We start from the raw sequence: 26970 nt of genomic DNA on the forward strand, positions 1-26970 counted from the left end.
AGGAATCGTAGCCGAATGATTACTCTCAGTTAGGTTTGATGGTGATGGACAGGCGGCCGTTGGTTTGGGCGGCGGCGAGTTCGGCGGCTTGGGATGGTGTTGTCGCGAGGACGAGTAAGGCTCCGTGGTCGCTGGCTGCGGCTTTCGCCGTCGCCGCGGGGGTGGTGATGACCGTGATGTTCTCGGCGATGAGGCGGGCGGCGAAGGCGGTGTCGCTCACGGTGGCCAGGACGCTGATGGTGGAACCCGGGGAGAGCAGGCTCGCAGCCGCCGGGTCGGCTATGCGCACGGGAGTGGCCACCAAGCCCGGTGGTAAGGGGTAGGTGCGGAGGAGGCGGACGTCCGTCAGGGGCTCTCCTTTGCGCATGGGGGCGGCCAGCACCTGGCCGGTGGCGGTGGTGCGGACCGCTCCGGCTGGTGGGGAGGCGAAGGCGGCGGGGTGGAGGTCACCCGGCCGGATGGGGCCGGGGGACAGGTCGCGCGCGGCGACCAGGACCGTGGCGGCGGGCGCGGCGGGGCGGGTGGCCAGGAAGCTGCACAGGACGGCCATGGCGGCCAGCGCCACCGCGATGAGGCGACGGTGCCGGCCGTAGCGGCTCAACCAGGACTTGATCACGGGAGTTCGATGGGGAATCCGTCGAGGGCTGAACCGCAGGAGCAGGTGGGCTTGTCCGGGAGGGCCTGGACGGTGTCGGACACCAGCGTGCGCATGCGGGCGACGTTTTGGGCGAAGAACTCCAGGACCTCCTCGTGCGTGACGCCCTGGCCGGCCTCCACTCCGGCGTCGTGGTCGGTCACCAGGGAGAGCGAGGTGTAGCAGAGGGCCAGCTCGCGGGCCAGGATGGCCTCGGGGAAGCCGGTCATGCCGACGATCGACCAGCCGTTGCCCGCGAACCACTGTGACTCCGCCCGGGTCGAGAAGCGCGGGCCCTCGATCACCACCAGGGTGCCGCCGTCGACGGTCTGCCAGCCGCCGTCGCGAGCCGTCTTCACCGCCACGGCCCGGCCCGACGGGCAGTAGGGGTCGGCGAACGACACATGGATCGCTCGCTCGGAGTCGTAGTAGGTCTGGGGGCGGCCTGAGGTGCGGTCGATCAACTGGTCGGGGACGACCAGGGCACCGGGGCCGTACTCGGCTCTCAGCGAACCTACGGCGCTGGGCGCGAGCACCTGGCGGACGCCGAGCTTGCGCAGGGCCCAGAGGTTGGCACGATAGGGGATGCGGTGCGGCGGGAAGCGATGATCTCGCCCGTGCCTGGGGATGAACGCGACGGAACGCGAGCCGATGTGCCCGACCGTGACGACGTCGCTCGGCGGCCCGTAGGGGGTGTCGAGCTCGACTTCCTCCGCATCGTCGAGCAGGGAGTAGAAGCCTGAACCGCCGATGACGCCGATGTCTGCGCTAGTGACCATGGCGCAGAGGGTAGTCGGATCGGGGGAGGGCTTGGGGGGGCCGAATGCGGTTCTGTGGATAACTTTCTTGCGCTGCGTAGGCACACCAGTACGAAGAGTAGGATCGCCGCATGCGGCAACAGGGCCTTGGTCTCATCATCATCGCGCTCATGCTCGGCATGCTGCTGGCCGCGCTCGATCAGACCATCGTCTCCACGGCCCTGCCGACCATCGTGAGCGATCTGGGCGGCCTGGAGCAACTGGCATGGGTCGTGACGGGCTACATGCTCGCCTCGACCGTGTCGACGCCGCTCTGGGGCAAACTGGGGGATCAGTACGGGCGTAAGCGCCTGTTCATCGCCGCCATCGTCATCTTCCTGGTCGGATCGGCGCTCTGCGGCCTGAGCGGGAACATGGGCGAGCTGATCGCCTTCCGCGCCGTTCAGGGGCTGGGCGGCGGCGGCCTGATGGTGCTGGCCCAGGCCATCGTCGGCGATGTGGTCTCGGTGCGGGAGAGAGGAAGATACCAGGGCTTCTTCGGTGCGGTCTTCGCGGTGTCGAGCATCGTCGGGCCGCTGCTCGGCGGGCTGTTCGTCGATCACCTGTCGTGGCACTGGGTGTTCTACGTCAACCTGCCGCTGGGGGCGGTCGCGCTCTTCGTGGTCGTGGCGGTGCTGCCCAGTGACGACACGCGCACCAAGCACCGGATCGATTATGCGGGGGTCGTGCTGCTGGGCGGTGCGACCTCCTGCCTGGTGCTGATCACGACGTGGGGCGGCACCATGTACGCGTGGACGGATCCGGTCATCCTGGCGCTGGCCGTGGCGGCGCTGGTGCTGGTGGCGGCCTGGGTCGTCGTCGAGCGGCGGGCGGCCGAGCCGGTGCTGCCGCTCGGACTGTTCAGGCACCGGGCGTTCACGATGTCGTCCGTCGTGGGGTTCGTGGTGGGGTTCGGCATGTTCGGGGCGCTGACCTACTTGCCGCTCTTTTTGCAGGTCGTGCATGGGGTGAGCCCGACCGCGTCAGGGGTGTATCTGCTGCCGATGATGGCGGGCATGCTGACGATGTCGGTCGTCAGCGGGCAGATCATTTCCAGGACCGGCAAGTATCGGTTTCTGCCCATTGCGGGGACGGCCTTCGCGGCGGTCGGGATGTTCCTGCTCTCTACGTTGACGGAGCAGAGCAGCCTGTTCGCGATGAGCGTATATCTGCTGGTGCTCGGCGTCGGGCTCGGGATGACCATGCAGGTGCTGGTGATCGTGGTGCAGAACGCCGTCGACTTCAAGGATCTTGGGGTGGCGACGTCCGGGGCCACGTTCTTCCGGTCCATCGGAGGGTCGTTCGGGGTGGCCACGCTCGGATCGGTCTTCTCGGCCACACTCAACGACGATCTGCGTGCGGTGCTCCGTGACGCCCGGTTGCCTGCCGGGTTCGATCCCGCGCGGGTGCAGGAGGATCCGACGGTGATCCAGCGGCTGCCGCGGCAGCTCGCCGGCGACTTCCTGCATGTTTATGCCGATGCGATCGCGGCTGTGTTCCGGGTGGCGGCGCCGATCATGTGCGGGGCGTTCCTGCTGAGCTGGTTCATCCCGCAGGCACGGTTGAGGGAGACGACCAAGGCGACGGATCTGGGGGAGGGGCTGGGCGCCACGTCCGCCGAGCGGTCCTCGCTGGCCGAGGTCGAGCGAGGGCTCGTACGGCTCGCTGACGCCGATCTGCGGCGGGGATATTACGACCGGCTCGGGGCGTTGGCCGGGTTGACCGGGATTCCGCCCCAAGGCGTCTGGGTCATCGCCAGGCTGGGTGGAGAGGGGTGGGTCAAGGCCGCGGAGCTGGCCGAGCGGGCCGACGTGAGCAGGGAGCACGGGCGGCCGTACGTCGATCAGTTGGTACGGGCTGGGCTGGTGCGGCGGTCGGAGGATGGCGAATCGCTCCGGCTCACGTCCGAGGGGGAGGAGGCGGCCATGCGGCTGCTGTCGTGCTCGCGGGAGGGGTTGAGCCGGCTCGTCGCGGACTGGGGGCCCGATCCGCAGCTCGAACGGCTGCTCGATCGCATCACGCCCGAGTTGCTGGGGGCCAATGCCGATCGTCCTCAGTAAATCGCCCACGACCTGCCGGCCTGGGCCGGTGGGATTGCGGGGTGCTGGACCTGCCGGTGGGCTTACGGCGCGTTGGTGGCCCATGGGTCGCGATCGACCCGTGGGGACCGGGGCTTCAGCGTTCCGACCGGGAGGGTGCGCATCGCCTTACGGGTGGCTTTTTCCGGGCGTACCACGGAAGTGGTCGCCCGGCGAGAGCCGAAACCGAGCCCTCGGCGGGCTCGGGGACACGCTAGCTGGACGCGGCGGCGGGCGTGGCAGCCGTGCTCGACGAGGAGGTCGAGGAGGTCGAGCTGGAACTCGACTCCGACGACTTGCTCTCAGCGGGCTTCGACGGCGTGGAGGGCGCCGAAGAGGCGGGAGCCGACGAGGACCGGTTGTCGGTCTTGTAGAAGCCGGAGCCCTTGAACACGATGCCGACGGCGGAGAAGACCTTCCGCAGATTGCCCTCACAAGCAGGACATATCGTCAACGCATCGTCGGTGAACTTCTGAACGACGTCGAGCTGCTCACCGCAGTCGTTGCAGGCGTACTGGTAGGTCGGCACGCGCTCCTCCTTCAACCTCTGGCACTCGAGCGATGCGACTGCTAATGGTAACCGATTAGGTCAAACACCTATTCCAACCCCCGCTCTCCGTACCAGCCGGCGAGCTTGCCGCTGCGGCTCACGGCACGCAGGCGGCGTTCGACCTGGTCGCGGCAGGCGGCGGTGGTGACCAGCAGGAGCTGGTCGTCGGCTCGGATCCTGGTGGTGCGGTCGGGTACGAAAGATCTACCGTCACGCACGATCAGGGTCACCGCGGCGCCGGAGGGCAGCCGGAGCTCGAAGATCTCCACACCGTGCAGGCGCGAACCGATCGGGACCTTGACCTGGAGCAGGTCCGCGTTCAGCTCCTCAAGGGGCGCGGACTCGACTGCGAGATCGTGGGCCTCTCCCAATGTGGTCACCCCCAGCAGGCGGGCCACGAACGGCAGCGTCGGCCCCTGGAGCAGCGTGAACACGATGACGATCACGAAGACCTGGGTGAAGATCTCCTTGGAGCCGTCGACGCCGGCCGCCCAGGGGATGGTCGCGAGCACGATCGGGATCGCGCCGCGAAGCCCCGCCCACGACAAGAACGCCTGGTCGCGCCAGCTCACCCAGCCCAGCCGCAGCGCCCATGACACCAGGGAGCTCACCAGCACCGACAACGGCCGTGCCAGGAGCACCAGGACGGTGCCGGTGATCAGGCCGGGCACGATGGCCGACGGCAGCTCGTCGTCGCTGACCAGCATGCCGAGCATGACGAACAGCCCGATCTGCGCCAGCCAGGCCGAGCCCTCCGCGAAGCCCCTGGTCGCCGCCCGGTGCGGCAGCCGTGAATTGCCCATGATCAACGCCGACAGGTAGACGGCCAGGAAACCGGATCCGTGCAGCAGGACGGCGCCGCCGTACGAGACGAAGGCCAGGGCGAGGACGGCGATGGGGTAGAGGCCGGAGGCGGGGAGGGCGACGCGGCGCAGCGCGTAGGCGCCGGCGGGGCCGACGGCGAGGCCGACCGCGGCGCCGATGACCAGCTCGACGCCGGTCTCCAGCAGGAACATCCCCACCGTCGCGTCGGCCGCCGCCGCCCCGCTGAGCAGCGTCACGGCGATCACCGTGGGGGCGTCGTTGAAGCCCGACTCCGCCTCCAGAGCGCCCGCCAGGCGCGAAGGCAGCGGCAGTCTGCGCAGCACGGAGAAGACGGCCGCCGCGTCGGTGGAGGCCAGCACCGCACCGAGGATCAGCGACGCGGTCCAGCCGAGGCCGAGGATCGTGTGCCCGGCCAGCGCCAGCACGAGGGTGCTGACCGTCACGCCTATGGTGGCGAGGATCATGGCCAGGGGGACGGAACGCCGCACATGGGACCAGTTGGTGGTGAGACCGCCCTCGGCCAGGATCACCGCCAGCGCCACCAGCCCGATCTGCTGGGCTACCTGAGGGCTGTCGAAAGGGAGGTCGAACCCGTAATCGCCCAGAACCAGGCCGAAGCCCAGGAACAGGAGCAGGCTGGGCAGCCCGCTGCGATGCGCGATGCGTACGGAAGCAATGGATGCGATGACGATCCCGGCACCCAAGAGGAGCCAGACATCAACGGTCATCTGGCTCCCTCCCGTATCCGCGTTCACATAAGCCTAGTGAGTCCCTGGGGGGTCATCGCATAACGGACGGGGAGGTCATGGGGCTCCGCGGGGACGTCGTCGATCAACTCGCCGTCGTGCAACAGGGCCACCGTGGGGACATTCGGGCCGACTCTGGACAGAGCGCGGTCGTACGAGCCGCCGCCGCGGCCGAGGCGGACACCTGTCCGCTCGTCCACCGCGAGCGCGGGCACGATCACCAGCGCGGCGGTGCGTACGGCGTCGACGCCGCGGCGGGTGTCGACGGGCTCCATGATGCCGAAACGGCCGGGCGTGAGCGTGTCCGGCCCGTCGTACACCGCCCAATCCAGGTCATCGTCCTCAAGCAGGACGGGCAGGATGACGGTGGCTCCATGTTTCCAGAGAGCGAACACCAGCCCGTGGGTGTCCGGCTCCGACCCCGTCGACCAGTAACAGGCCACCAGGCCGGCCATCTGGACCCATGGCTGGTCGAGCAGCGTTTCGCGAACCTTGACGGAGTTGGACCGCAATTGCTCGGGGGAGAGCGAGGTGCGCGCCGCGTTCAGCTCGCGGCGGAGGTTCAGCTTGTCCACAGGTCCCTCCACTAGGGTCTACTCATGGCTGACTTCGACCCTGTGACGAAAGCCGTTGTGCCCGCCGCGGGTCTGGGCACCCGGTTTCTCCCGGCGACAAAGGCGACACCCAAGGAGATGTTGCCCATCGTCGACAAGCCCGCGATCCAGTATGTCGTCGAGGAGGCCGCTTCCGCCGGACTCCTCGACGTGCTCATGGTCACCGGCAAGAATAAACGGTCCATCGAGGATCACTTCGACCGCGCGTTCGAGCTGGAAGAGGCCCTTGAGGCCAAGGGCGACGAGCAGCGGTTGTCCCAGGTTCGCGAGCCCGCTGCGCTCGCGACGCTCCACTACGTGCGGCAGGGCGAGCCCAAGGGGCTCGGCCACGCGGTGCTCTGCGCCAAGCAGCATGTCGGCGATCATCCGTTCGCCTGCCTGCTCGGCGACGACCTGATCGACTATCGGGACGCGCTGCTCAAGCGCATGATCGAGGTGCGCGCCACCTACGGCGGAAGCGTGATCGCGCTGATGGAGGTGCCCAAGGAGCAGGTCTCGCTGTACGGCGTGGCCACCATCGAGGCGACCTCCGAGGACGACGTCGTGCGGGTGACGGACCTGGTGGAGAAGCCGCCGGTCAGCGAGGCGCCGTCCAACTGGGCGATCATCGGGCGCTATGTGATCGATCCGGCGGTGTTCGAGGTGCTGGAGGACACGCCGCCCGGGCGTGGCGGTGAGATCCAGCTCACCGACGCGCTGCGTACGCTCGCGGGGCGTGGCTCCGACGAGGGCGGGCCGGTCCACGGAGTGCTGTTCCGCGGGCGGCGCTACGACACGGGCGACAAGCTTGAGTATCTGCGGACGGTGGTGAGGTTCGCGGCCGATCGGGAGGATCTGGCGCCGGACTTCGTGCCGTGGTTGCGGGAGTTCCTCGATGAAATCGGTTGACGCGCATCTGGCCGAGATTCTGGCCACTGTGCGTCCGCTGGCGCCGCTGGAGCTCGAAGTGGAGCAGGCGCTAGGGGCGACGCTGGCCGAGGAGGTCTCCTCGCCGGTGCCGCTGCCGCCGTTCGACAACTCCGCCATGGACGGCTATGCCGTGCGTTCTGCGGATATCGCGGATGCGCCGGTGACGTTGCCGGTGGTCGACGACGTGGCGGCCGGGTCGTCGGAATTGCGGGCCGTGGGGCCGGGGCATGCCGTGCGCATCATGACCGGCGCGCCGCTGCCCGCCGGGGCCGACGCCGTGGTGCCGGTGGAGTGGACGGACGGCGGGACGGTCAGCGTACGCATCGATCGTCCCGTCGCGGTCGGCAATGCGATCCGCCGGGCCGGTGAGGACGTGCAGGCCGGTGAGACGGTGCTCAAGCCGGGCACGCTGATCGGGCCCGCGCAGCTCGGGATCATCGCCGGGGTCGGGCGGCGGCGTGTCCTGGCACGGCCGCGGCCTCGCGTCGTCGTGATCTCCACGGGCGCGGAGCTGGTCGAGCCCGGGGGGCCGCTGGCGCTCGGGCAGATCTGGGACTCCAACAGCTACACCTTGACGGCCGCCGTGCGTGAGGCGGGCGCCGAAGGCTTCCGTGCGGGGTCGGTGGGGGACGATCCGGGCGTTCTGCTCGACCGGCTCGATACTCATCTGGTGCGCGCGGACGCGATCATCACCAGTGGCGGGGTCTCCATGGGGGCCTACGAGCCGGTCAAGGAGGCTCTGTCGCCGCTGGGCACGGTCCGGTTCGAGAAGGTGGCGATGCAGCCGGGGATGCCCCAGGGGTTCGGTGTTCTGGGGCAGGATCAGGTGCCGATCTTCGCTCTTCCCGGCAATCCGGTGTCGTCCTTCGTGTCTTTCCGACTGTTCGTACGCCCGGCGCTCGACAAGATGCGCGGGCTGCCCGAGAGCGCGCCGGAGACGTTGACCGCTCGCGTCACCGGGCCGTTGCGGTCGCCGGCGGGGCGCCGGTCGTTCCTGCGTGGCGTGCTGGCCTCCGATGGCACGGTGACGCCGGTGCATGGGCAGGGCTCTCATCAGCTCGCGGCGCTGGCGTCGGCGAATGCGCTGATCGTGGTGCCGGAGGAGGTGACCGAGGTGCCGGGAGGGGCTTCGGTGGAGGTGATCCGGCTGTGAGTGAGCTGACCCATATCGACGAGACCGGTGCCGCGCGCATGGTCGACGTCTCGGCCAAGGACGTGTCGGTGCGCAGCGCGGTGGCCACCGGACGGGTGTTGCTGTCGTCCGGTGTGGTGGCGCTGCTGCGGTCCGGTGAGGTGCCCAAGGGCGATGCGCTCGGGGTGGCGCGGATCGCGGGGATCATGGGGGCGAAGCGCACGCCCGACCTGATCCCGCTCTGCCATCCGATCGCGCTGCACGGAGTGAAGGTCACGCTGGACGTCGAGGACTGGGGCGTGGCGATCACGTGCCGGGTGAAGACGGCCGACCGCACCGGCGTGGAGATGGAGGCGCTGACGGCGGTCTCGGTGGCGGCGCTGGCCCTGATCGACATGGTCAAGGCGGTGGATCCGGCCGCGGTGATCACCGACGTGCGGGTGGAGGAGAAGCTGGGCGGGAAGACCGGCACCTGGACACGGGAGTCAGCATGATCCGGGCGCTGGTGATCACGGTGTCCAACAGGGCTTCGGCTGGGATTTATGCGGATACATCCGGGCCGTTGCTGGTCGAGCTGCTGCGTGACGAGGCCGGATGCGAGGTCGTCGAGGGCCCCGTGGTCGTGCCGGACGGTGAGCCCGTCGAAGCGGCGCTCCGTGACGGAGTGTCGGGCGGTTACCACGTCATTGTGACGACCGGAGGAACCGGGCTGACGCCGATGGATCTGACGCCGGAGATGACGTCTCGGGTGATTACTCGGGAAATTCCGGGTATTGCCGAGGCTATTCGGGCGGCGAATCGGGAAAAGGTGCCAACGTCCGTACTGTCGCGGGGTTTGGCGGGTCAGGCGGGCGACACCTTGATCGTTAATTTGCCCGGATCGTCCGGCGGCGTACGCGACGGCGTTGCCGTACTCGCGCCGATTCTCCGGCACGCCGTTGATCAGATCCGGGGCGGCGATCATCAGCGCTGAGCACGTTCGCTGGTGGTGATCGATGATCCGTGGCGACATCGTGCCCGATAGGGGGATGATGAGAGGTGTGGATCGACTTCGTGGCTGGCCGGCGGCGCTGAATGAGGGTCCGGTGGGCCTCCGGCCGCTGCGGCTGAGTGACGTACGCGTGTGGCGCGAGACCCGATTGCGCAATGCCGACTGGCTGCGTCCCTGGGAGCCGAGCAATCCTGAGACGCCGCTGTTCAGGACGGGGCTCGGTCCCTACATCTCGATGGTCGGCACCCTGCGCCGCGAAGCCAGGCAGGGGATGGCGTTGCCGTGGGTGGTGACGTACGAGGGGCGGTTCGCTGGGCAGTTGACGGTTGGGGCGATCGTGTGGGGATCCGCCCGTTCCGCGCAGGTCGGCTACTGGGTCGACGGGGCGGTGGCAGGCCGCGGGATCACGCCCACCGCGCTCGCCATGGCCGTTGACCATTGCTTTTTCACCACCGGATTGCATCGGCTAGAAGCGAACATCCGCCCCGAGAACCAGGCCAGCCGTAGAGTGGTTGAGAAGCTCGGATTCAGGGAAGAAGGCATTCGGCGTCGTCAACTTCACATCGACGGAGCCTGGCGCGATCACATTTGCTACGCGCTGACCGTCGAGGACGTTCCCGGCGGCCTGCTCGTGCAATGGCGACGTGCTCGTGAGTCAGCCGCTCATGGTGGGTCTCCCGTCGAAGAGGTTTGACGATCTCGCGACACACCGCACCGAATGCTCGTCAATCAGTGACACACGGTCTTACGGTGCGTGACGTGAGCACATTGAAGACGCAGCGAACACACCCGCGTCTTCGTGCTGCCCGGAGGTGGCCATGAGCAGTGTCCTCCTCTATCTAGCCATCGTGGTCATGTGGCTCTGTGTCCTGATTCCGATGTGGTTGCGTAGAGACAAGACGAACCTCGCCGAACTCGCCGAACTCGAAGAGCACTACACCGGCGAGCATCAGCTTCCCGATCTGGACAACCTGGGTCCGTCGGACCTGGACGAGTACGACGGGTCGCCGGTGGAGGTCGAGAAGGTCGACGTCCGCCAGTTCCGGTTCCGGCGTCGCGCCATCATCGTGGCCCGGCGGCGGCGCCTGCTGTTCTTCACCGCGCTCCTCGTCATCGCCTCCGTGGTCACGGCCTCGGTCGAGATGCTGCCCTGGTGGGGCGTGGCGCCCTCGATCGTCGTCACGCTGGCGTACATGGCCTTTCTCCGCATTGCCGTACAAGTGGATCGGGAACGCCGTGAACGGGGCCGTCAGGCGCGTGCTGAGCGGCTGCGGCGGGCACGTGAGCAGCGCCGGGCTGTGGAAGTGGCGGAGGCGGAGATCATCGATCTCACGGCGCTGAACGCGGATGTGCTGTTCGATCAGTACGCGGAACCGCCCAGGCGTGCAGTCGGAGACTGAAACGGTGGCGCGAGGACTCTCAGGAGTTTGCTAATCTGGTCGAGTCCTTGGGGATGTAGCGCAGTCCGGTAGCGCACTTCGTTCGCATCGAAGGGGTCAGGGGTTCGAATCCCCTCATCTCCACAAGGAGTCGTTCTTGAAACGGCTGGACTGAAGTTGACGGGATCCCGTCTGATCATCGCGATCGGGCGGGATTTTGTCGTTTCGGGGGTTTCCGAATCGGGTTCGTCCTGGTTGGGGAGCCGCGGAGCGGGTGCCCGGGAAGGTCCAGGTGGTGTCAGACCGCTGGTCGAGGACCGAGTTCGCGCCGTTGGGCATGGCGAAGCCGACGGTGGGCGGGGCGCTGCGGGGGGGGTGGCGGGTTTTGCGGCTTATGGGGCGGGTGGTGGCCTGCTCTGGCCTGCGGGTGTGACGGGCTCGTCTGGGGGCTGGTGGGTGTGGCGCCACTGGTCGAGGAAGTGGTCGTTGGTGACGGTGACGAGCAGCGCGGCCAGGATGGTTTGGGCGACACGGCCGTGGGCGAGCCGGTTCTTAGGGTCGCCGAGGTCAAGATCGTGTCCCTTGATCCTGCCATTGAGGCCCTCGGTGTTGGCCCGGACGGACTTGTAGGTCCCGATCCAGGCGGGATTGAGGTAGGGCAGGTCCTGACGGAATTTGTCGAGATGGCCGAGGTCGCCTTTGCTGACAGTGACGGTCTGCTGGCGGCAGATCTTCGGCAGTTCGCCGGGCTTGTGGTCGGGACTCGGGGGCAGGACGCGGGGTTTCGCCGCCGGGTGAGCGGCTCGCTGCCGAGCGTCGGTCAGGTCGACCGTGGTGGGACGGCTGGGCCCGCGCTGGTGGAGGCGGTCGAAGCGGGGGCAGGTGACCGATGGGGAGGTGCCTGCTGCCGGGCATTGGAAGCGGGTGGTCCCGCTGGCGTTCGAGCTCTGCTTGAGGCGCAGCAAGTACGGCTCCCGCGCGCTGATCAACGCGGTGAGTTCTTCGGACGGGGCGCGGATGGCGGCGTCGTCCAGGCCGGTGGTCGCCTGGGCGAGCCTGTCGGGGATGAGCGGGCAGGCCAGGGAGCCGTCGATGAGCAGGGCGCCGTGGGCGCTGCCCTGCACCCCTCGTTGATCCACTTTGTAGTCGAGGGCGAGTCGGTAGCCGAGTTCGCGTGCGGGTTGGGCGAAGTGGGCGGGTTGCTGGTCGGTGTAGGCGCGGTCGACGACGGCGAAGGCTGTGGGGAACCCGAGTTGGGTCAGGGGCGTGAGGGTGGTGATGGCGTTGGCGCCGATACGTTTGTGTGGGGTGTCGAGGACCAGTCCGAGCGCCAGTTGTGGGAACGGGCCGCCGACGGTGGTGGCGGGGCGGGCGGCGACGGTGAGGGTGGCGCTGTAGCCGTACTCGGGTGGGCCACTGCCTGCGGAGTGGTGCCAGCCCGCGGTGATCTCGGTGGAGGCGATGAGTTCTCCGGTGGAGCGGCGCACTCGTGGTGGGCGGGCGAAGACCGGGGCGGCGGTGGTGTCGATGCCGACGTCGCCGCGGAATCCTTCCATGTAGCCGCGGCCTTTGCCCCAACCGACGGGGGTGAGCACGAGCGCGGTGACGATGTCTTGCAGCAGCTTTCGCTTGCGGGTGTGGTCGGGGTCGTTGTCTTCCCAGGCGGTGGCGAGCAGGTCGGCCTCGTGCTGTGGCAGGCGGGTTCGCCGGTCGTGCCGGGCCGGGTCCAGCAGGCTGGTGAGCCGGTCGAAGGCTCGGTAGAAACGTCGGTTGTCGGCCAGGGTGGCGTGCGGATCGGCTGGGTGTGGCCGGTCGGGGTCGAGCCCGAGGTGCTCGCGGGCAGAGACAGACAAGGAGAACGCAGACAGTCGCCAGGCTTCGGCCAGGGTGGCTTTGCCAGCGTGATGGATCGAGATCATGAGGCAGACGAGCACCGCGCGGATCGGCATTCCGGCCGGTCCTGGGCGCTGTCCGAGTTCGGCGTCGATCGATGTCATGACCCCGGAGTCGCCCAGCAGTCGGGTGTAGTGGTCGACGACGGCGTCGGGGATCTGCACCGCCTGCTTGATCGGTGGCTTGGGACGGGAGTTTCGGGCTCGGGTGGTGCGCGGCGGCCAGGCGCGTGGCTTCGCCGTAGTCAACCGTTGCGGCCGCGCAGCAGCGCGACCGCAGTGGGCTGGTCCAGGGCGGGGACGAAATGGCTGTAGCGGGCCAGCGCGGAGGCGCTCATTCCGGCCGCGGCGGCCACCACGCCGAGATCAATCCGCGCGGTCAAGAGTTCGACGATCCAGGAGGAGCGCAGCCGGCGCACCGACAGGTCGGGCAGGCCGCCGGTCGGGCGGTGGCGGGCTGTCCAGGAGCTGAACAGGTTCTTGGCGTGCCGGGCGGCGCGTCGCGGCCGGAACACGAACCGGTCGCCCGGCTGGTCAGCGGCATGGACCAGGACGTCCTCCCAGGCGGCGCGGCAGACGATCAACCGCTCGGTGCCGGGGACGGCGACCACGACCGCGCCGGAGTCCAGGCAAGGAAGATGCCCGCTCTGGACGGCGGCCACCTCGCCGGAGGTCAGACCACAGCCGAAAGCCAGGGCCAGCAGCGCCAGCGCGTCCGTGTGGGCCTGGCCGGGCAAACGTTCGGCCCAGGCGCGCAATTGGCCGAGCTGGGCGGGCGAGTACGGCGGGCTGACGCCCTTGGGAGCTTTCATCGGCGGTGGCGGTTGTTCGCCGCGTTCCAGCCAAGCCAGCGTGGCGCGCATGTGCCGCAGCCAACTGCGGTAGGTCTGCGCCGAACTCGGCGCCAGGTCGGCGCAGCCGGTCAGGACGAACGCGTCGATCGTCTCATGCCGCAACCACACTTCCGGGTCATCCGGCAGGCCGGAACGGTGACACCACACAGCCAGCCTGGCGGTCGCGGTGAGCAGCCGTTCCACTCGATAAGGAGAACGGTCCGCGCTGGCGGCGACCAGCATCCGCACATGCCCGCAGATGTGGTCCCACTCCGGCGGAGCCTTCTGCGGCCGGTAGCCGGTGATCGTGGCCGAGGTTTCCGCGTCAAGGGTCACACCCCACCCATAGCGGCAGAACAACCTGCCGTTACGCAGCGCGACGACATCCACCGAAAGGAGCCGTTTGTCATGGTCGGAGGACGCGCGCGTTCCTGCTCTCCCCGGGAGTTGGCCGACGACCCGGAGAACTGGCCCCACGCGGACCTGTCCCATCACCCGGCCGCCGCCGTTGTCCAGGCCATCGCCGCCGCCCTGCAGAAAGTGATGGCCGAACAGGGGCTGAGTTTCCGCCGCCTGGCTGAGGTGTCCGGAGTGAACCGGCAGACCGTCAACGACGTGGCCGTCGGGCGCTGCTGGCCCGACGTGGCCACCATCGCCCAACTCGAGGCCGGGCTGGCCATCCGGCTGTGGCCCACCCCGCCCACCGGGCCGAGGAGAAGCTGACTCACGCCGAACTCGTTTTCGCCCTGGTGAGGACATCGCCGATCCCTTCCCGCCGCACTCCTGCCGGTGGCAGGGCAGGCGAAATCCGGGCTTGACGCCTCCCCAAGAGACCTCATCCGAGTTACTCTCAGAGATGCGGGAGCCACTGTCGGTAGCTCTGCTGGTCGCTCACGCAACCTTGGGTGCCGTCGAGGGCCTAATCTCGGCGGCACCCTGCTCATTCACGGCATGACCGTGATCAGGCATGGGCGATCAATCGGCCCCCCCGTCCGGTGCGTAGCCGTTGATCCCGGCGGCGATCGTATAGAGACCGTCGGCTTCCCGGCACAGCCACCCGTCGCTCACCAGTCGCTGCAACCGCGACCGCATCCCCTCCACCTGAGAGCGGGTGTCCGGCTTGCCGATCGCCTGCACGATCTCCCGCGCCCGCATCGGCTCATCCGCGGTCGCCAGCAACGCCACCACCTGCTGCCGGAATCCATGCAACGCCGGCAGCGGCGACGACGGCTCTGCCTCGCAATCGCCGTGGGTGGGGTTGGCCTGTTCTTTCTCGACAACGGCGGTTTCGTCGAGGTGATCGACGGTGAACTCCGTCAGGGTCTCGCGGGTGATGGCCAGCCGCCGCAGCCGTTCCTCAACCACAGCCAACTGCGCCCGCAGGTCATCCACCTGCTGCAATGCGGCCGTCTCAGCCTGGGCCACGCGTTCCAACAGTGACGCCACCATCGCCTCCCAGGAGAGGAGCAGCCACATCCCCATTGCCGCATTCACGCCATGCAGTCCAACAACTCCACACTGTAAACGGCAAAGCACTGGCAGTCAGTACCGCGCCAAAGATCCTTACCAGCCGACGTTGGAGTGGAACGGCCACCGATGTGATTGTGAAACCCAGACCTAACTCGCGACCCGCTGGCCGGCATCGCCTGGCCCTGGCGCGCTCTGATCGTCCTGGCCCGCCGGCATCCCCAGCGTCTCGCGAGTGATGCGAAAGCGCTCGACGCCCTGCTCGGCCGCCGCCACCTGCTCGTGGAGCTCCTGCAACCTGCCCGCGCCACTCCGACCGCACCTGATCAGCCCTACCCAAGAACGGGCTCCGAGTGGTCCGCGGGTTAGCTTCCCGGCACTGATAGTGGGGCCGATGCGCTTGGTCCTGGCATCGGGCAAGATCACCCCATGCGCCTGACTCGCAACCCCCTCGCCCTGCTCTTCACCGCGGCCACCGGACTTGCTTCGCTCCTGACGCTCATTGAGGCGAGCACTCCCGGCCTGTCCTACTGGGGACTGGCACTGGCGCTGTACTGGCTGGTGCTCGCCATCGCCATGGCCTGGTCCGTACGGATGTTGGGCCCTGGCGAGCGCCGGCGGGCGTGGAAGCCCTGGATGTTCGTCCCAGTCGCACTGGCGCTGGGCACCGTGCTGCTGGTCAAACTCGACGCGCCCCTTCACGCGCGCTTCGCCCTGTCGGAGCCGAGCCTGGAGCGCTACGCCCGGTCGGTGCGCGATGACTATGACAGCGGTCGGTGGTGGGGCCTGTATTGGGTGGACGACGTGGAGAAGATCCCCGGGGGAGCGAGGTTCATGGTCACCTCGCTCACCATGAATTGGAAGAGCTACGGCTTCGCCTACATCCCGGATCGGGTACCGGGCCCAGAAGGGGGAGTGTATGAACACTTCAGGGGCCCGTGGTACATCTGGACCGACGGACCCTGAACCCCCGATGCATGACCTCCCGGTTCCACGCAGCTGCGTGCCGCGCCCAGAGCGCTATTAGTAGATGAAGGCGCCGAACAGCTGGGAAACGATCAGTTACGTTGCGGGAAGCGATCATCACCGTGACCGACTTGGTGCAGGCCACGCCCATTTGTGAACACCCCACAAGGAGTCGTTCTTGAAACGGCTGGACTGAAGTTGACGGGATCCCGTCTGATCATCGCGATCAGGCGGGATCTTGTCGTTTCAGGCAATTGCCTAACTGGATCGTCTGGGTTTGGGCTCCGATAGCCGGCGAGATGAGTGGCCCGGGTGCTGTCACACGGTCGGTGGGCGCGACAATCCGCCCTGACCTGCGTAGACGCTAGATCAGCGCATCCTTGTACGCGATGTTCACCTTCCGGTCACCCCCGAGCCCCGACGCGAAGCCGAAGGTCAGGCGAGGCAGATACGCGCCCGCCTTGGCCGGGTCGGGGACGAGCATGATGTTCATGCCCTCCGGTTCCCGGTAGTCCAGGCTCATCAGCGCCTGGGTGAACACCCGTTCGGTGTAGGACGAGTTGAGGTCGATCTTCGTGATATACGTCGTCCCTTCGTCCGCCGGGTCCCTCGGGATTTTCGTGTACGCCTTCCCCTCCAGCTGATACATGTACGACCCGTAGAAGCAGAACCCTTGCGCGAGGGTTTCCTCCATCGGCAGGTTCTTCCGCAGCAGCAGCGGCGGCCCGAGCGGCGCGGCCACCGCGGTCGCGAGGTCCCACACGGCCGCCTGCCGCTGCCCGTTGCGGGTGAAGCGCACCAGCAGCCGCTTGTTCAGCGGATCCACCGCGGGGCGGGGCGAGGACAGCGTCGCACCGGCGCCGGGCAGCTGCAGCGGGTCCGGCGTGCGGTCCAGGAAGTTCATGCTGGCCCGGTCCTGCGCGTTGTCCCAGTGGAAGTGGCGCGCCGGCTCATCGGTCGGCGGCCCCATGTACTTGATCCGGCAGAGCTTGGTGCCGGACCCCACGCCCTCGTTCGGCACGGAGTTGTACTCGATCCACAGGTACGGTGGTAACCCGACAGCCGTCGGCTCGACGCTGAACTGCGCTCCGTGGCCGAAGCCCATCAGATACATGCGGCCGAGTTTCGTCGTACCGTCCGCACTCAGCTTGGTGACGCAAATGTCGCCCTGGTACGTCCGCATCGTTTGCGTCACGCCATCACTCGGGATGTACATGACCTGGGTGACGTACCAGTGCTTGTTGAGATGGTCGTACCCCGCACACTGCATGACCGGCGCGCACCATGCCTCCTGTCCCATGAAGAGGGCGGTCACGTCATCGTGCAGGTCGAACGACTTGGACACGGGCAGGGACAGGGCCCCGGCTGCCGCGGCGTTCGCCGCCGCGGGGGATGCGGCGCCTCCGAGGGCCAGTCCGGCAGCCGTTCCACCGCCCAGCCTCATCAGCCCACGACGTGACAGTTCCATCTTCTCCCTCACCTATGACGGCAGTTGATCCGCATACGGCGCCGGGCTCCTGTCACGACAGGGGCTCCGCGCGGATGATTCGCGGCGTGACCGCCGGCGGAGGTCCTGAGGACAGGACCCCCGGGGCCATCGCCGACGTCAGGAGCCGTCGGCGGCCGATGGGCGTTTCTGCTGAACTCGAGCGGGCACCTTCTATCAACCATGATCACTGTCACGAGGATCATTACTGGCCCGGGCGAAAAGATCAATAGGTCGGCAAACCCGGCGGCAGCCGCGAGCCGCCCCTCTGTCTGGGAAGCAGCAACCGACCTCCACGTCCCCTCGGCCTCGCCGACCGCTGGCGGCGGGCATGTACTGGATGAAGGCGTGCGCCAATGATGGCCTACGAGGCCGACAACTTCGGGCTGGTCGAGGAAGGCGAGTCGATAAGGACGATGGCCACGGGGCCCCTCGGGTTCGTCCTGGTTTGGGTCCTGTGGAGTGGGTGTCTTGGAAGGCTTGGGTGGTGTCAGGCCGCTGGTGGAGGACCGAGCCACTGGTCGAGGCCCGCCTGGAGGCAGGGCGGCGGTCAGGTGGAGGTGAGCCCGCGCCCGAGCGTGCGATCCAAGGCGATGCGGGTGAGCCAGCCGAGGCCGGCCGTGAAGAGCGGCGGCCACACGATCGGCCCGACGGTGTAGCCGACCAACACCACGAGTGGGAGCCACACGCGGTTCACGACCTGGTAGAGCATGCCGGGCGCACGGATGCCGGCGAGCCGCGTCAGGTCGGGTACCACGAAGAACACCAGCGCCGCGGCCGTGGTTGGCAGGCCGTACTTCTGACTCTCGAAAATGGCGAACGCGGTCAAAAACAGCGTGAGAGTGCCCCAGGCGATTCGTTTCGGCCAGCTGGTCACGCCAGGGGTGCGTAGCGGCGTGGCGCGCGGGGGCTCAATGGTCACGCCTAGAGCGTACAGATGATGACCTTCACCTGGGAAAGTGGACAAGACGAGTCAGGAGGGGGCCTCCGGTTAGTCTCAGGAAATCTTGCTTTGGATATCGCTGTTGTTGTGACCGCTTCCATCCACTAAGAGGCCCACGGCGCCCGTGCCGCTGCCGAGTTCGGAGTTCCTGCAGTGCTTTTCGACGTCACCCGCAGAGAACTCGCCGACATCTTCGGCGAGGATCGGCTCGCGACCCTGCCCGCCACCGCCTTGACGCTCTCCACCGCGGACACCGAGGGCGCCCGCCTCCTGCAGACCGTCGGCGTCCCCACCGGGACGCTCTGGCTGCGTGAGCCCGACGCGGACTCCGGTCGGCTGCCCCTCGTCCAGGACGTCGTCGACGCCGAGGACTTCGAGGACGCATCGGATGACGCGGGCGAATGGCCCGTCATCGGCTGGCTGCTCAATGTCCACCTCGCCCTCGACCCCGGTTCCGGCAAGGTGCACGCCTTCGACGCCGACGAGGAGACCGTGCAGGAACTCCACACGGACGTCTCCTCCCTCGTCCAGGTCACCCTCCGGTTCCAGCGCCTGCTCGAGGAGTTCACTTTCAGTGGCGACGACAGCGACGAGGAAGCCGACTTCGAGCGCCTGAACCGCGAGGTCGAGCGTATCCGCCAGGAGACGAGCAGCATTGACCCGCTCCCCTTCCGGGACGACGAGACCGTCTGGTCGGTGGTCGGCGAGGAGATCGCCGCCGGCCAGCGCTTCAAGGGCACCAGCCCGGGAGCCCGCTCGCTCTACGGGTGATCGCCGGCCGGTGGCACCCGCGGTCTGCGCGAACCACGCGGTCCTCGCAGGCCGCCTTCCTGCGAACCGGTCTCCTCCTCGACCTGTCCGAGCGACTCCACACTCTGCCTGGCCCCGGCGGCATCAGGGGTGCGGCGGCCCGTTTCTCCGCGAACCAGAACGCCACCAGCAGGACCACTGCGACCGCCAGTGCCCCGAGCGTCGTTGGTCGCTCCAGCCGTGTTCGGCGGCGTCGGTGAGGCCGAAGACCAGCGCGAGGAGACCGCCGGTGACGGTCACGGCGCCTGAGCAGGAGCACGAGGGTGAGCTTCTGCCGACCGGTCATCGCCGGTCTGGCAGCAGCCCTCTCCTGGAGCGTGGTCATGGTCGGCCTTCCTGTGTTTTCGGACCCCTTAAAAGTCGGCCCTCATGCGTGGCCGCAACAAGGCTGAACGCCGGAAGGATCGATCAGCCACGGTTATCGACAGGGTTCAGAGCGCGTCCAGGACCCGGTTGGGCCCGCCGAGACTTCTGGTGAACTCATGGATGCACTGCGCGAAGGCGCGCACCTTGGCCGTCTCGCGGGCACTCGGCCACACGAGCGCGTACTCGATGGGCGGGGCGTCACGGAAGGGGACGAAGGCGAGGCCGGGCTGCGTGTAGTAGCGCGCACCCACGGCGGAGACCGGGGAGACGCCTTTGCCCGCGAGTACGAGCGAGAGCACGTCCTCCCAGTAGAGGATGGCCTGGCCCTGGGGAATGGGCCTGCCCGTGGGCGTCTGGCGCGGGAAGTGATGCTCGCGCCAGTGGTCGGGGACGGTTCCGCCGACGGTCAGCAGGGTCATCTCGGCCAGGTTCTCCAGGCTGATCGATGCGTGGCGGGCGAAGGAGTGGCCGGCGGGCAGGAGCAGCGCCCGAGGCTGGGAGATCAGGACCGGGCCGACGGTCAGGTCGGGCTCGTCGATGGGCAGCTCGGTGGCCTGCAGGTCGACGTCGCCGGCGCGCAGTGAGCCGTAGGGATTAGAGATCGGCACCTGCTGGATCTGCAGCTCGATGCCGGGATTGCGGGCCGAGAAGACCTCGGCGGCCTGAAGGATGAGGTTGCTGGTGAACGCACCGGAAAAGCCGACGCGCAACAATCCCGTGATGCCGCGCCCCGCCGCCGTCGCCCTGGCGATCTCCTCCTGAATGCGGCGGTGGGCCGGTTCGATCCCGTCCCGCAACTGCTGCCCGATGGCGGTCAGGGCCACTCGGCGGCTGTTGCGTTCGAACAGCTTGACGCCGATGCGGCGCTCCAGCTTGGCGACCGTCTGGCTGACCCGGCTCTGCGACACTCCTGCCCGCTCGGCCGTACGCCCGAAGTGCAACTCCTCGGCCAGGGTCAGGAAGATCTCGATCTCGTGCCGTTCCATGCCCTCCACCTCGAACGATGAGTTCTGCGAATGAATCATGACATATGTCGTTCTTGTTGCCGCACGTCCTTTTCGTCACGGTGGGACCACGAACACCGACCGAGGAGGCACCATGATCGACAGGCGGCTGCGCAGGCCGTCGGGGATCCGCTCGCTCCGGCTCGGCGAGCTGGAGATCAGTTACGTACCCGACGGTGTGGTGCAGCTCAGGCCGCGCGGCTGGCTGCCCGCGGCCACCGAGCGCGACTGGGTGGAGCATGCCGACCATCTCAACGACACCGGCCACCTGGTGGCCGGTATCGGAGGGCTGCTGATCGAGCATGGCAGGCAGGCCCTCCTCATCGACGCGGGGTTCGGGCCGCGCGCCGTACCGGAGGATCCCGATCACCCGCTGGTCGGGGCCATCCACGGGGGCGCACTGCTGGAAAACCTGGACAGGCTCGGGCGTAAGCCCGGCGAGATCCAGGCGGTGGCGTTCACCCATCTGCACGCCGACCACCTGGGCTGGGCCTGCGTCGACCCGCCGGTGTTCACCGGCGCCGCCTTCCTGGTGGTCGAGCAGGAGTGGGCGCACCGCCACCTCGCCGAGGCGCACGGCGTCACAGACCGGATGCTTTCCGTGCTCAAGCCACGGCTGCGGCTCGTGCGCGAGGCGGAGGAGATCTTCCCGGGCGTGCGGGTACGGCTCGCCCCCGGCCACACCGCGGGGCACGCCACGTTCGTCATCAGTTCGGGAGGGCGGCGGCTGCTCGCGTTCGGCGACGCGCTGCACTCCCCCGTCCAGGTCCGCCACCCCGAATGGTCGTCGGGCTCCGATCACGATCCCGCCGTCTCGGCCCGCCAGCGCCACTGGCTGCTGGCCGAGCTCCAGCGGCCGGACACCCTCGGCTTCGGCGTGCACTTCGCCGACGTGGTGTTCGGCCACGTACGCCAGGACGCCGACGGCGCCACCTGGCAGCCACAACCGTGAAGCACAGAAAGGGTCATTTCATGGAATACCGACGGCTGGGCGCATCCGGCCTCAAGGTCCCCGCGGCGATCAAGGGACGCCGCGACGACGTTCTGCTGTCCACCAAGGCCGGCTTGCCGACGGGCGGCGGGCCCGGCGACGCCGGGACCTCCCGTAGCGGCTGATCAAAGTGGTCGAGGATGCGCTGCGCCGCATTGACCTGTTCCAGTCGCACGCCTTCGACGCGGGCACGCCTGTCGAAGCGGTGCTGTCCGCCCTCGACGACCTCGTTCGCGACGGCAGGCCGCGCTATGCCGGCGTCTCCAACTTCTCCGGCCGGCAGCTCATGAAGTCGCCGGCGGTCGCGGAGCGCTAAGGCCACCCGCGTTACGTCGCCCACTCGCTCGTGGGCCGAGATCATGAGCGGGAGCTGATGTCTCTCGGCCTGGACCAGGGCGTCGGCGCGCTCGTGTGGAGCCCGCTCGGCTGGGGCAGGCTCACCGGCAAGATCCGTCGTGGCCGGCCGCTGCCCGCTCAGAGCCGTCTGCACCAGAGCGCCTCATACGGCCCGCCGGTGGACGACGAGCACCTGTTCGCCGTGGTCGATGTGCTCGACGAAATCGCGGACGAGACCGGTAATGCCGTCCCGCAGATCGCACTCAACCGGCTGCTCGGCCGGCCCACCGTGTCGTCGGTCATCATCGGCGCCCGCGACAAGGAGCCGCTTCGCGACATTCTCGGCGCGATCGGCTGGGCTCTCGCCCCCGAACGGGTCGCCCGGCTCGCCTGGGCGACCAGTCGTACTACCGCCCATCAACGGGAAATTTGACCCGTTAACAGATTCAACCCTAAGGATAATGATCATGGATTTGCAGTTGTCCGGCCGCATCGCACTCGTCACCGGCGCCTCCAAGGGGGTGGGCCTGGCCACCACCCGCACGTTGCTGCAGGAGGGGGCCCAGGTGGTTGCCGTCTCGCGCCGCACCAGTCCCGAACTCGACGGGCTGTCCGGCCCGAACCTCGTCCACGCGGCGATCGACCTCACCGACCCGGAAGGTCCCGGCCAAGCAGTAGCCCGCGCCGCCGAGGTGTTCGGCGGGCTGGACATCCTGGTCAACAACGCAGGCGGCCCGCCGCCCGGGACCCAGTTGCCCCGTTTCGGGTTTCTGACTCCCACCGACGATGACTGGCGGGCGATGTTCGAGTTCAACCTGTTCTCGGCCGTCCGCGCGATCCGGGCGGCGATTCCGCTCATGCTCGCGAGAGGCGGCGGTGTGATCGTCAACATCTCTTCGGGGAACGCACGGCGACCTGCCCCGATGAACGTCGACTACAACGCGGCCAAGGCCGGGCTCACCAACCTCACCAAGGCGCTGTCCGAGGAGTACGGCCCGCAGGGCATCCGCGTCAACACCGTGTCCCCCGGCCCCGTCCGCAGCGCCTGGTGGACCGAAGAAGGCGGCGCGGCCGACATCATCGCCGCCCAGGCGGGTGCTGACAGAGACGCCGTCATCGACAAGATCGCGCCGGAGATGATGAATCTCACCACCGGCCGCCTCGTCGAGCCGCAGGAGGTCGCGGACGTGGTGGCGCTGCTGGCCTCGCCGCGTTCGGCCAGCACGACCGGCGCCGATTTCTCCGTGGACTCCGGCTTCCTCAAGGAACTCTGACCCCAGATGGGACTCCCGGGCGGGAGTCCCATCTCCACCACCGACCCCTGGATCGTCGTGACCGCCCTCCTCCCCTCAGGCCTGGCACAGCCCGGGCCCACCCGCACAGCCGGCCGCCGGAGACTCCTGATCGTGCTCCTGGCGCTGGCGCCCTTCCTGGCCAACGCCGATGCCGGAATCGTCGCGCTGGCTCTGCCAGACCTTCAGCGCGACCTGGCCATGACCATGACCGGAGTGCACTGGGTCACCAACGTCTACGTGCTGCTCCTCGGCGGACTGCAGATTCCCGGGGGCAAGCTCGTGGACATCGTCGGCGCCAGACGGCTGTTCCTCGGCTCCCTCGTCGGGTTCGCCCTGGCGGCCGCCGCCTGTGGCGCCGCACCTTCGGGCAGCATGCTGATCACGGCGAGAGCCGTTCAGGCGGTAGCGGCGGCGGTGCTGGTCCCCGCTGCGATGGCCATGGTGATGACCACCGTCACGACACCTGCCGAACGGGCCAGATCACTGACTCTCTGGGCGACGATCGGGGGTGCGGGCTCGGTGTCCGGTGTGCTGCTCGGCGGACTGGTCGTCGACCACCTCGACTGGCGCTGGGCCTTCTACCTCAACCTCCCCGTCATCGCGATCGCGCTGTCAGCCGCCCCCAGACTCCTGCCCGCCGACTGCGCGACCAGAGCAGGCGGCATCGACCTGCCTGGCACGCTGACCCTGATCGCCGGACTGTTCACGTTCGTGCACACCCTGGTGAACATCCCCGAGCGCGGCTGGAACCAGACCACCTATCTCGGGTCGGCCGCGACACTCCTGCTCGGCGCGCTGTTCCTGGCCACCCAGGCCCGCTCCCGGCACCCGCTGTTCCCGATGGCCGTGATGCGTGACCGCGGACTGGTCGCCGGCGTCCTCGGCGTGCTGTTCGTCTCAGCGGCCACCGCCCCCGTCGTCTTCATCGGCAGCCTGTACCTCCAGCGGACCCTGGCCTTCAGCCCGCAGGAGACGGGGCTCGCACTGCTGCCCATGGTGGGGGCGGTGCTGCTGCTCGGCCGCACCTGCCGCCGCCTGCTCACCCGGTACGGCCCGCGCCCGCCGTACCTCGTCGGCTGCGCCCTCATCGCCGCCGGTCTCCTCCTTCTCAGCGGCATCGCGCCGGGGACCGGATATCTCACCGATCTCCTACCGGGCATCGTCCTCACTGGCGCGGGCCTGCCCTTCATCTGGATCACCTGTGAAGCGACGGCGCTGGCCTCGATTCTCAGGAAGAGCATGGGAATCGCGGCAGGCATCGTACAGTCCGCAGGACAGATCGGCGCCGCCATGGGCCTGGCCGTGGCGGTGACGATCTGCACCGCACACGGTGCGCATCCCGCGCTCGCGGACGCGATGCCGCCCATCTTCGTGACCGCCGCAACGCTGATGATCCCGGCGCTGGTCAACTCCCTGCGCGGCTTCCGCCGCAGATGACTGCATTCAGATGGGTTCACGGGGCCGGGCACGGGGCGGGTTAGAGGCCCGGGACCGCCGCGAGTTCGGCGAGGATCCCAGCCACCGGACCGAGGCTGATCAGGCCGCTCGCCGCTCCCGTCAGTTCCTCCGAGGCCGGGCGCATGGCCGTGGCGCAGTCGCAGGGCGAGCAGGGCGAGCAGGGCGAGCGAGGGCAGGCCCTCGCTCAGGCCGGGCATGCCCGCGAGTCCAGGAGGGTGATGGCGGCGCGGCAGGCGCTCTCCTTGCCGGCGAAGGGTGCCTTGGGGTCCTCGGCGAGATCAGGAACAGCCTCGGCGGAGCGACCGAGGTCAAGCAGCGCCTGGGCGCGCCGCTCCACCGCGCGAAGCCGCAGCTCCGTCAGACGTGCCCGCGCCGGCCGTCCCCACGGCGAACCGCCATGCGTCGACCTCTTGCGTGCCGGCCCGCAGCGCGTATCCCGGCCCGGCGGTGACGATCAGCCGGGGCGGCGTCCGGGGCGGACGGTCCGGCTCCAGCGCGCGGCGCAGTGCTCCGACGAAGACGGCGCCCTCAGGAGGGTCCTCCCAGAGATCGGCGGCGAGGAGATCGACGGGCACCATCCGGCCACGAGCCGGGCCAGCACCTCGCGATGCCTCAGGCCAGGAAGGGAGATCGCCTCTCCCGCATCGTCCCAGACCGTGACCGGCCCGAGAACCCCGATGTGCATGGCCGCCACGCCGGATTCGCGCGGCAACCGCACGGGCCCGTTCGGCGTCGTGATCACGTACCTGGAAAGGATTGGACGGGATGATGCTCGGGCTTGTAGCTTGCAGTTGATCGTGACACCGCCCGAGGAGGTGAGCCCCATGAACGCTGTATCGATGTGGGTGCTCCCCCTTCCTGCCACGGTCGGGCGATTGACGTAGGTGTCGCCGGGAGCGCCTCTCCAACAGGCACTCCCGAAAGGCAACACCTATGCACTCTCAGCAGGTCACCGCCGGCGCCGGTCGCGTGCCCCTCACGTTCGATGTGATCATTGCCGGGTGCGGGCCGACCGGTGCGATGCTGGCCGCCGAACTGCGGCTGCACGATGTACGGGTCCTCGTTCTGGAGAAGGAAACCGAGCCCGCGTCGTTCGTCCGCATAGTCAGCCTGCATGTTCGCAGTCTCGAGCTGTTGGCGATGCGCGGACTGCTGGATCGCATCGTCCAGCACGGAAGACGGCGTCCGGCCGGCGGTTTCTTCGCCGCCATCCCCGCACCCGTGCCCAAGGGCCTGGATTCCGCGTACGCCTACCTGCTGGGCATCCCGCAGCCGGTCATCGAACATCTGCTTGAAGACCATGCGACCGAACGGGGTGCGCAGGTCCGGCGCGGTTGCGCGGTCGCCGGTTTCGAGCAGGACGACGAGGGGGTGACCGTCGAGCTGGCCGACGGGGAACGGCTGCGTTCGCGCTATCTCGTCGGCTGTGACGGCGGGCGCAGTACGGTGCGCAAACTGCTCGGTGTCGGCTTCCCCGGCGAGCCCGCACGGACCGAGACGCTGATGGGCGAGATGGAAGCAGGCGTGCCGCAGGAGGAGATCGCCGCCAAGGTGGCCGAAATCCGGGAGAACCATCAGCGATTCTGGCTCCGGCCCTTCGGCGAAGGAATCTACAGCGTCGTAGTCCCCGCCGCGGGAGTCAGCGACCGCGCGGAACCGCCCACCCTCGAAGATTTCCAGCAACAGTTGCGCACCATCGCCGGAACCGATTTCGGCGTGCACTCCCCGCGCTGGTTGTCCCGCTTCGGGGATGCCACCCGGCTGGCCGAACGTTATCGGGTCGGGCGGGTGCTGCTGGCCGGCGATGCGGCACACATCCATCCGCCCATCGGCGGACAGGGTCTCAACCTGGGGATTCAGGACGCGTTCAACCTCGGCTGGAAACTGGCCGCACAGATCCGCGGCTGGGCGCCGGAAACCCTGCTGGACACCTACCAGGCCGAACGTCATCCGGTCGCCGAGGACGTGCTGGACAACACCCGCGCCCAGACGGAACTGCTGTCCACCGAGCCGGGCCCGCAGGCCGTGCGCAGGCTGCTCACCGAACTGATGGACTTCGACGAGGTGAACCGCCATCTGATCGAGAAGATCACCGCGATCGGCATCCGCTACGACTTCGGCGAGGGCCCCGACCTGCTCGGCCGCCGCCTGCGCGACCTCGACGTGAAACAGGGCCGCCTCTACGGTCTGCTGCATCGCGGCCGCGGCCTGCTGCTGGACCGCACCGAACGCCTGACCGTCGGCGGCTGGTCAGACCGGGTCGATCACCTCGCGGATCCCGCTGCGGAACTGGATGTTCCGTGCGTCCTGCTACGCCCCGACGGCCACGTCGCCTGGATCGGCGACGATCAGCAGGACCTGGCCGACCACCTCTCCCGCTGGTTCGGCAAGCCCGCCGGCTGATTTCGCCTGTTGTCAGGCGGAACCGGCGGTGGTCCCATGCCATCCGGAACGGGGCCGTCCGCGAC

The 26970-nt window shown here is 68.4% G+C and carries 26 protein-coding genes, 1 tRNA gene and 2 pseudogenes; 17 read left to right on the forward strand and 12 right to left on the reverse strand.

The window, feature by feature from the left end; genetic code table 11:
• Nucleotides 1-25 precede the first annotated feature (25 nt).
• Entirely contained in the window at nt 26-616 is a 591-nt protein-coding gene (locus ACWD0F_RS13510) for an RcpC/CpaB family pilus assembly protein (RefSeq protein WP_449875048.1), read from the reverse strand.
• Nucleotides 613-1413, reverse strand: a complete 801-nt coding sequence (locus ACWD0F_RS13515; RefSeq protein ID WP_449875049.1) for an S-methyl-5'-thioadenosine phosphorylase — start codon at nt 1411-1413, stop codon at nt 613-615. Before ACWD0F_RS13515 ends, ACWD0F_RS13510 begins: the two co-directional genes overlap by 4 nt.
• A 110-nt stretch (nt 1414-1523) precedes the next feature.
• Here ACWD0F_RS13515 and ACWD0F_RS13520 point away from each other — a divergent pair, with 110 nt between their 5' ends.
• Nucleotides 1524-3491, forward strand: a complete 1968-nt coding sequence (locus tag ACWD0F_RS13520) for an MFS transporter (protein WP_449875051.1) — start codon at nt 1524-1526, stop codon at nt 3489-3491.
• Between the two features lie 232 nt (nt 3492-3723).
• Here the strand turns inward: ACWD0F_RS13520 and ACWD0F_RS13525 are convergent, their stop codons facing one another.
• The 3 genes from ACWD0F_RS13525 to ACWD0F_RS13535 all read right to left on the reverse strand — a co-directional run bounded on the left by ACWD0F_RS13525 (nt 3724) and on the right by ACWD0F_RS13535 (nt 6205).
• A complete protein-coding gene (locus ACWD0F_RS13525; RefSeq protein WP_449875053.1) occupies nt 3724-4038 on the reverse strand; it encodes an FmdB family zinc ribbon protein in 315 nt (104 codons plus the stop codon).
• 68 nt (nt 4039-4106) lie between these two features.
• Nucleotides 4107-5612: a potassium/proton antiporter gene (locus ACWD0F_RS13530; RefSeq protein ID WP_449875055.1), complete on the reverse strand. Its 1506-nt coding sequence runs from the start codon at nt 5610-5612 to the stop codon at nt 4107-4109.
• A gap of 23 nt (nt 5613-5635) precedes the next feature.
• Entirely contained in the window at nt 5636-6205 is a 570-nt protein-coding gene (locus ACWD0F_RS13535) for a 5-formyltetrahydrofolate cyclo-ligase (RefSeq protein WP_449875057.1), read from the reverse strand.
• Nucleotides 6206-6229: 24 nt separating this feature from the next.
• Here ACWD0F_RS13535 and galU point away from each other — a divergent pair, with 24 nt between their 5' ends.
• The 7 genes from galU to ACWD0F_RS13570 all read left to right on the forward strand — a co-directional run bounded on the left by galU (nt 6230) and on the right by ACWD0F_RS13570 (nt 10799).
• Nucleotides 6230-7132 carry a UTP--glucose-1-phosphate uridylyltransferase GalU gene (gene galU, locus ACWD0F_RS13540; protein ID WP_449875059.1) on the forward strand — a complete coding sequence of 301 codons (903 nt, stop codon included), beginning with the start codon at nt 6230-6232 and terminating at the stop codon, nt 7130-7132.
• Entirely contained in the window at nt 7119-8306 is a 1188-nt protein-coding gene (gene glp / locus ACWD0F_RS13545; protein ID WP_449875060.1) for a molybdotransferase-like divisome protein Glp, read from the forward strand. Before galU ends, glp begins: the two co-directional genes overlap by 14 nt.
• Nucleotides 8303-8779 carry a cyclic pyranopterin monophosphate synthase MoaC gene (gene moaC, locus ACWD0F_RS13550; RefSeq protein ID WP_449875062.1) on the forward strand — a complete coding sequence of 159 codons (477 nt, stop codon included), beginning with the start codon at nt 8303-8305 and terminating at the stop codon, nt 8777-8779. Before glp ends, moaC begins: the two co-directional genes overlap by 4 nt.
• A complete protein-coding gene (locus ACWD0F_RS13555) occupies nt 8776-9258 on the forward strand; it encodes a MogA/MoaB family molybdenum cofactor biosynthesis protein (RefSeq protein ID WP_449875064.1) in 483 nt (160 codons plus the stop codon). The genes moaC and ACWD0F_RS13555 overlap by 4 nt, the downstream gene beginning before the upstream one ends.
• 58 nt (nt 9259-9316) lie before the next feature.
• Complete coding sequence (locus ACWD0F_RS13560; protein WP_449875720.1) at nt 9317-9970, forward strand: GNAT family N-acetyltransferase; 654 nt, start codon at nt 9317-9319, stop codon at nt 9968-9970.
• 124 nt (nt 9971-10094) lie between these two features.
• Nucleotides 10095-10676, forward strand: coding sequence for a divisome protein SepX/GlpR (gene sepX, locus ACWD0F_RS13565; protein WP_449875066.1), 582 nt, complete (start codon nt 10095-10097; stop codon nt 10674-10676).
• 49 nt (nt 10677-10725) lie between these two features.
• Nucleotides 10726-10799: transfer RNA gene (locus ACWD0F_RS13570), tRNA-Ala, on the forward strand.
• 248 nt (nt 10800-11047) lie between these two features.
• On the opposite strand, the gene ACWD0F_RS13575 is transcribed toward ACWD0F_RS13570, so the two are convergent.
• Both ACWD0F_RS13575 and ACWD0F_RS13580 read right to left on the reverse strand, forming a co-directional pair.
• Nucleotides 11048-12712 (reverse strand): hypothetical protein, encoded by a 1665-nt coding sequence (locus tag ACWD0F_RS13575; protein WP_449875068.1) that lies wholly within the window; start codon nt 12710-12712, stop codon nt 11048-11050.
• 80 nt (nt 12713-12792) lie between these two features.
• Nucleotides 12793-13716, reverse strand: a complete 924-nt coding sequence (locus ACWD0F_RS13580) for a hypothetical protein (RefSeq protein WP_449875070.1) — start codon at nt 13714-13716, stop codon at nt 12793-12795.
• Between the two features lie 72 nt (nt 13717-13788).
• Between ACWD0F_RS13580 and ACWD0F_RS13585 the strand changes: the two genes are divergently transcribed.
• The gene (locus tag ACWD0F_RS13585; RefSeq protein WP_449875072.1) at nt 13789-14103 is read left to right on the forward strand and encodes a helix-turn-helix domain-containing protein; all 315 of its coding nucleotides are present in this window, start codon (nt 13789-13791) and stop codon (nt 14101-14103) included.
• A 252-nt stretch (nt 14104-14355) separates the two neighbouring features.
• Here the strand turns inward: ACWD0F_RS13585 and ACWD0F_RS13590 are convergent, their stop codons facing one another.
• On the reverse strand, nt 14356-14874 hold the full coding sequence (locus tag ACWD0F_RS13590) for a hypothetical protein (protein WP_449875074.1): 519 nt from the start codon (nt 14872-14874) through the stop codon (nt 14356-14358).
• A gap of 402 nt (nt 14875-15276) precedes the next feature.
• Between ACWD0F_RS13590 and ACWD0F_RS13595 the strand changes: the two genes are divergently transcribed.
• The gene (locus tag ACWD0F_RS13595) at nt 15277-15813 is read left to right on the forward strand and encodes a hypothetical protein (RefSeq protein WP_449875076.1); all 537 of its coding nucleotides are present in this window, start codon (nt 15277-15279) and stop codon (nt 15811-15813) included.
• A gap of 364 nt (nt 15814-16177) precedes the next feature.
• On the opposite strand, the gene ACWD0F_RS13600 is transcribed toward ACWD0F_RS13595, so the two are convergent.
• Complete coding sequence (locus ACWD0F_RS13600) at nt 16178-17281, reverse strand: hypothetical protein (protein ID WP_449875078.1); 1104 nt, start codon at nt 17279-17281, stop codon at nt 16178-16180.
• 568 nt (nt 17282-17849) lie between these two features.
• Nucleotides 17850-18221 (reverse strand): DUF4260 family protein, encoded by a 372-nt coding sequence (locus ACWD0F_RS13605; RefSeq protein WP_449875080.1) that lies wholly within the window; start codon nt 18219-18221, stop codon nt 17850-17852.
• 174 nt (nt 18222-18395) lie between these two features.
• On the opposite strand from ACWD0F_RS13605, the gene ACWD0F_RS13610 reads away from it, so the two are divergent.
• Entirely contained in the window at nt 18396-19013 is a 618-nt protein-coding gene (locus tag ACWD0F_RS13610; protein WP_449875082.1) for an SUKH-4 family immunity protein, read from the forward strand.
• Nucleotides 19014-19483: 470 nt separating this feature from the next.
• Here ACWD0F_RS13610 and ACWD0F_RS13615 read toward each other — a convergent pair whose 3' ends face one another.
• Nucleotides 19484-20404: a LysR family transcriptional regulator gene (locus ACWD0F_RS13615; RefSeq protein WP_449875084.1), complete on the reverse strand. Its 921-nt coding sequence runs from the start codon at nt 20402-20404 to the stop codon at nt 19484-19486.
• Nucleotides 20405-20516: 112 nt separating this feature from the next.
• Here ACWD0F_RS13615 and ACWD0F_RS13620 point away from each other — a divergent pair, with 112 nt between their 5' ends.
• The 5 genes and pseudogenes from ACWD0F_RS13620 (at nt 20517) to ACWD0F_RS13640 (ending at nt 24481) form a co-directional block, all read left to right on the forward strand.
• Nucleotides 20517-21374 carry an MBL fold metallo-hydrolase gene (locus ACWD0F_RS13620; RefSeq protein WP_449875085.1) on the forward strand — a complete coding sequence of 286 codons (858 nt, stop codon included), beginning with the start codon at nt 20517-20519 and terminating at the stop codon, nt 21372-21374.
• Between the two features lie 20 nt (nt 21375-21394).
• Nucleotides 21395-21538, forward strand: a complete 144-nt coding sequence (locus tag ACWD0F_RS13625; protein ID WP_449875086.1) for a hypothetical protein — start codon at nt 21395-21397, stop codon at nt 21536-21538.
• Between the two features lie 80 nt (nt 21539-21618).
• A pseudogene (locus ACWD0F_RS13630) lies at nt 21619-22182 on the forward strand (aldo/keto reductase).
• A 34-nt stretch (nt 22183-22216) separates the two neighbouring features.
• On the forward strand, nt 22217-23023 hold the full coding sequence (locus ACWD0F_RS13635; RefSeq protein ID WP_449875088.1) for an SDR family NAD(P)-dependent oxidoreductase: 807 nt from the start codon (nt 22217-22219) through the stop codon (nt 23021-23023).
• 132 nt (nt 23024-23155) lie between these two features.
• Nucleotides 23156-24481 carry an MFS transporter gene (locus ACWD0F_RS13640; RefSeq protein WP_449875090.1) on the forward strand — a complete coding sequence of 442 codons (1326 nt, stop codon included), beginning with the start codon at nt 23156-23158 and terminating at the stop codon, nt 24479-24481.
• A gap of 295 nt (nt 24482-24776) precedes the next feature.
• On the opposite strand, the pseudogene ACWD0F_RS13645 reads toward ACWD0F_RS13640, so the two are convergent.
• Nucleotides 24777-25187: pseudogene (locus tag ACWD0F_RS13645) on the reverse strand (AfsR/SARP family transcriptional regulator); the annotation flags it as partial.
• A gap of 248 nt (nt 25188-25435) precedes the next feature.
• Between ACWD0F_RS13645 and rox the strand changes: the two are divergent.
• Nucleotides 25436-26905 (forward strand): rifampin monooxygenase, encoded by a 1470-nt coding sequence (gene rox / locus ACWD0F_RS13650; protein ID WP_449875092.1) that lies wholly within the window; start codon nt 25436-25438, stop codon nt 26903-26905.
• Nucleotides 26906-26970: the final 65 nt, after the last annotated feature.

Source organism: Nonomuraea sp. NPDC002799, from assembly GCF_053592075.1.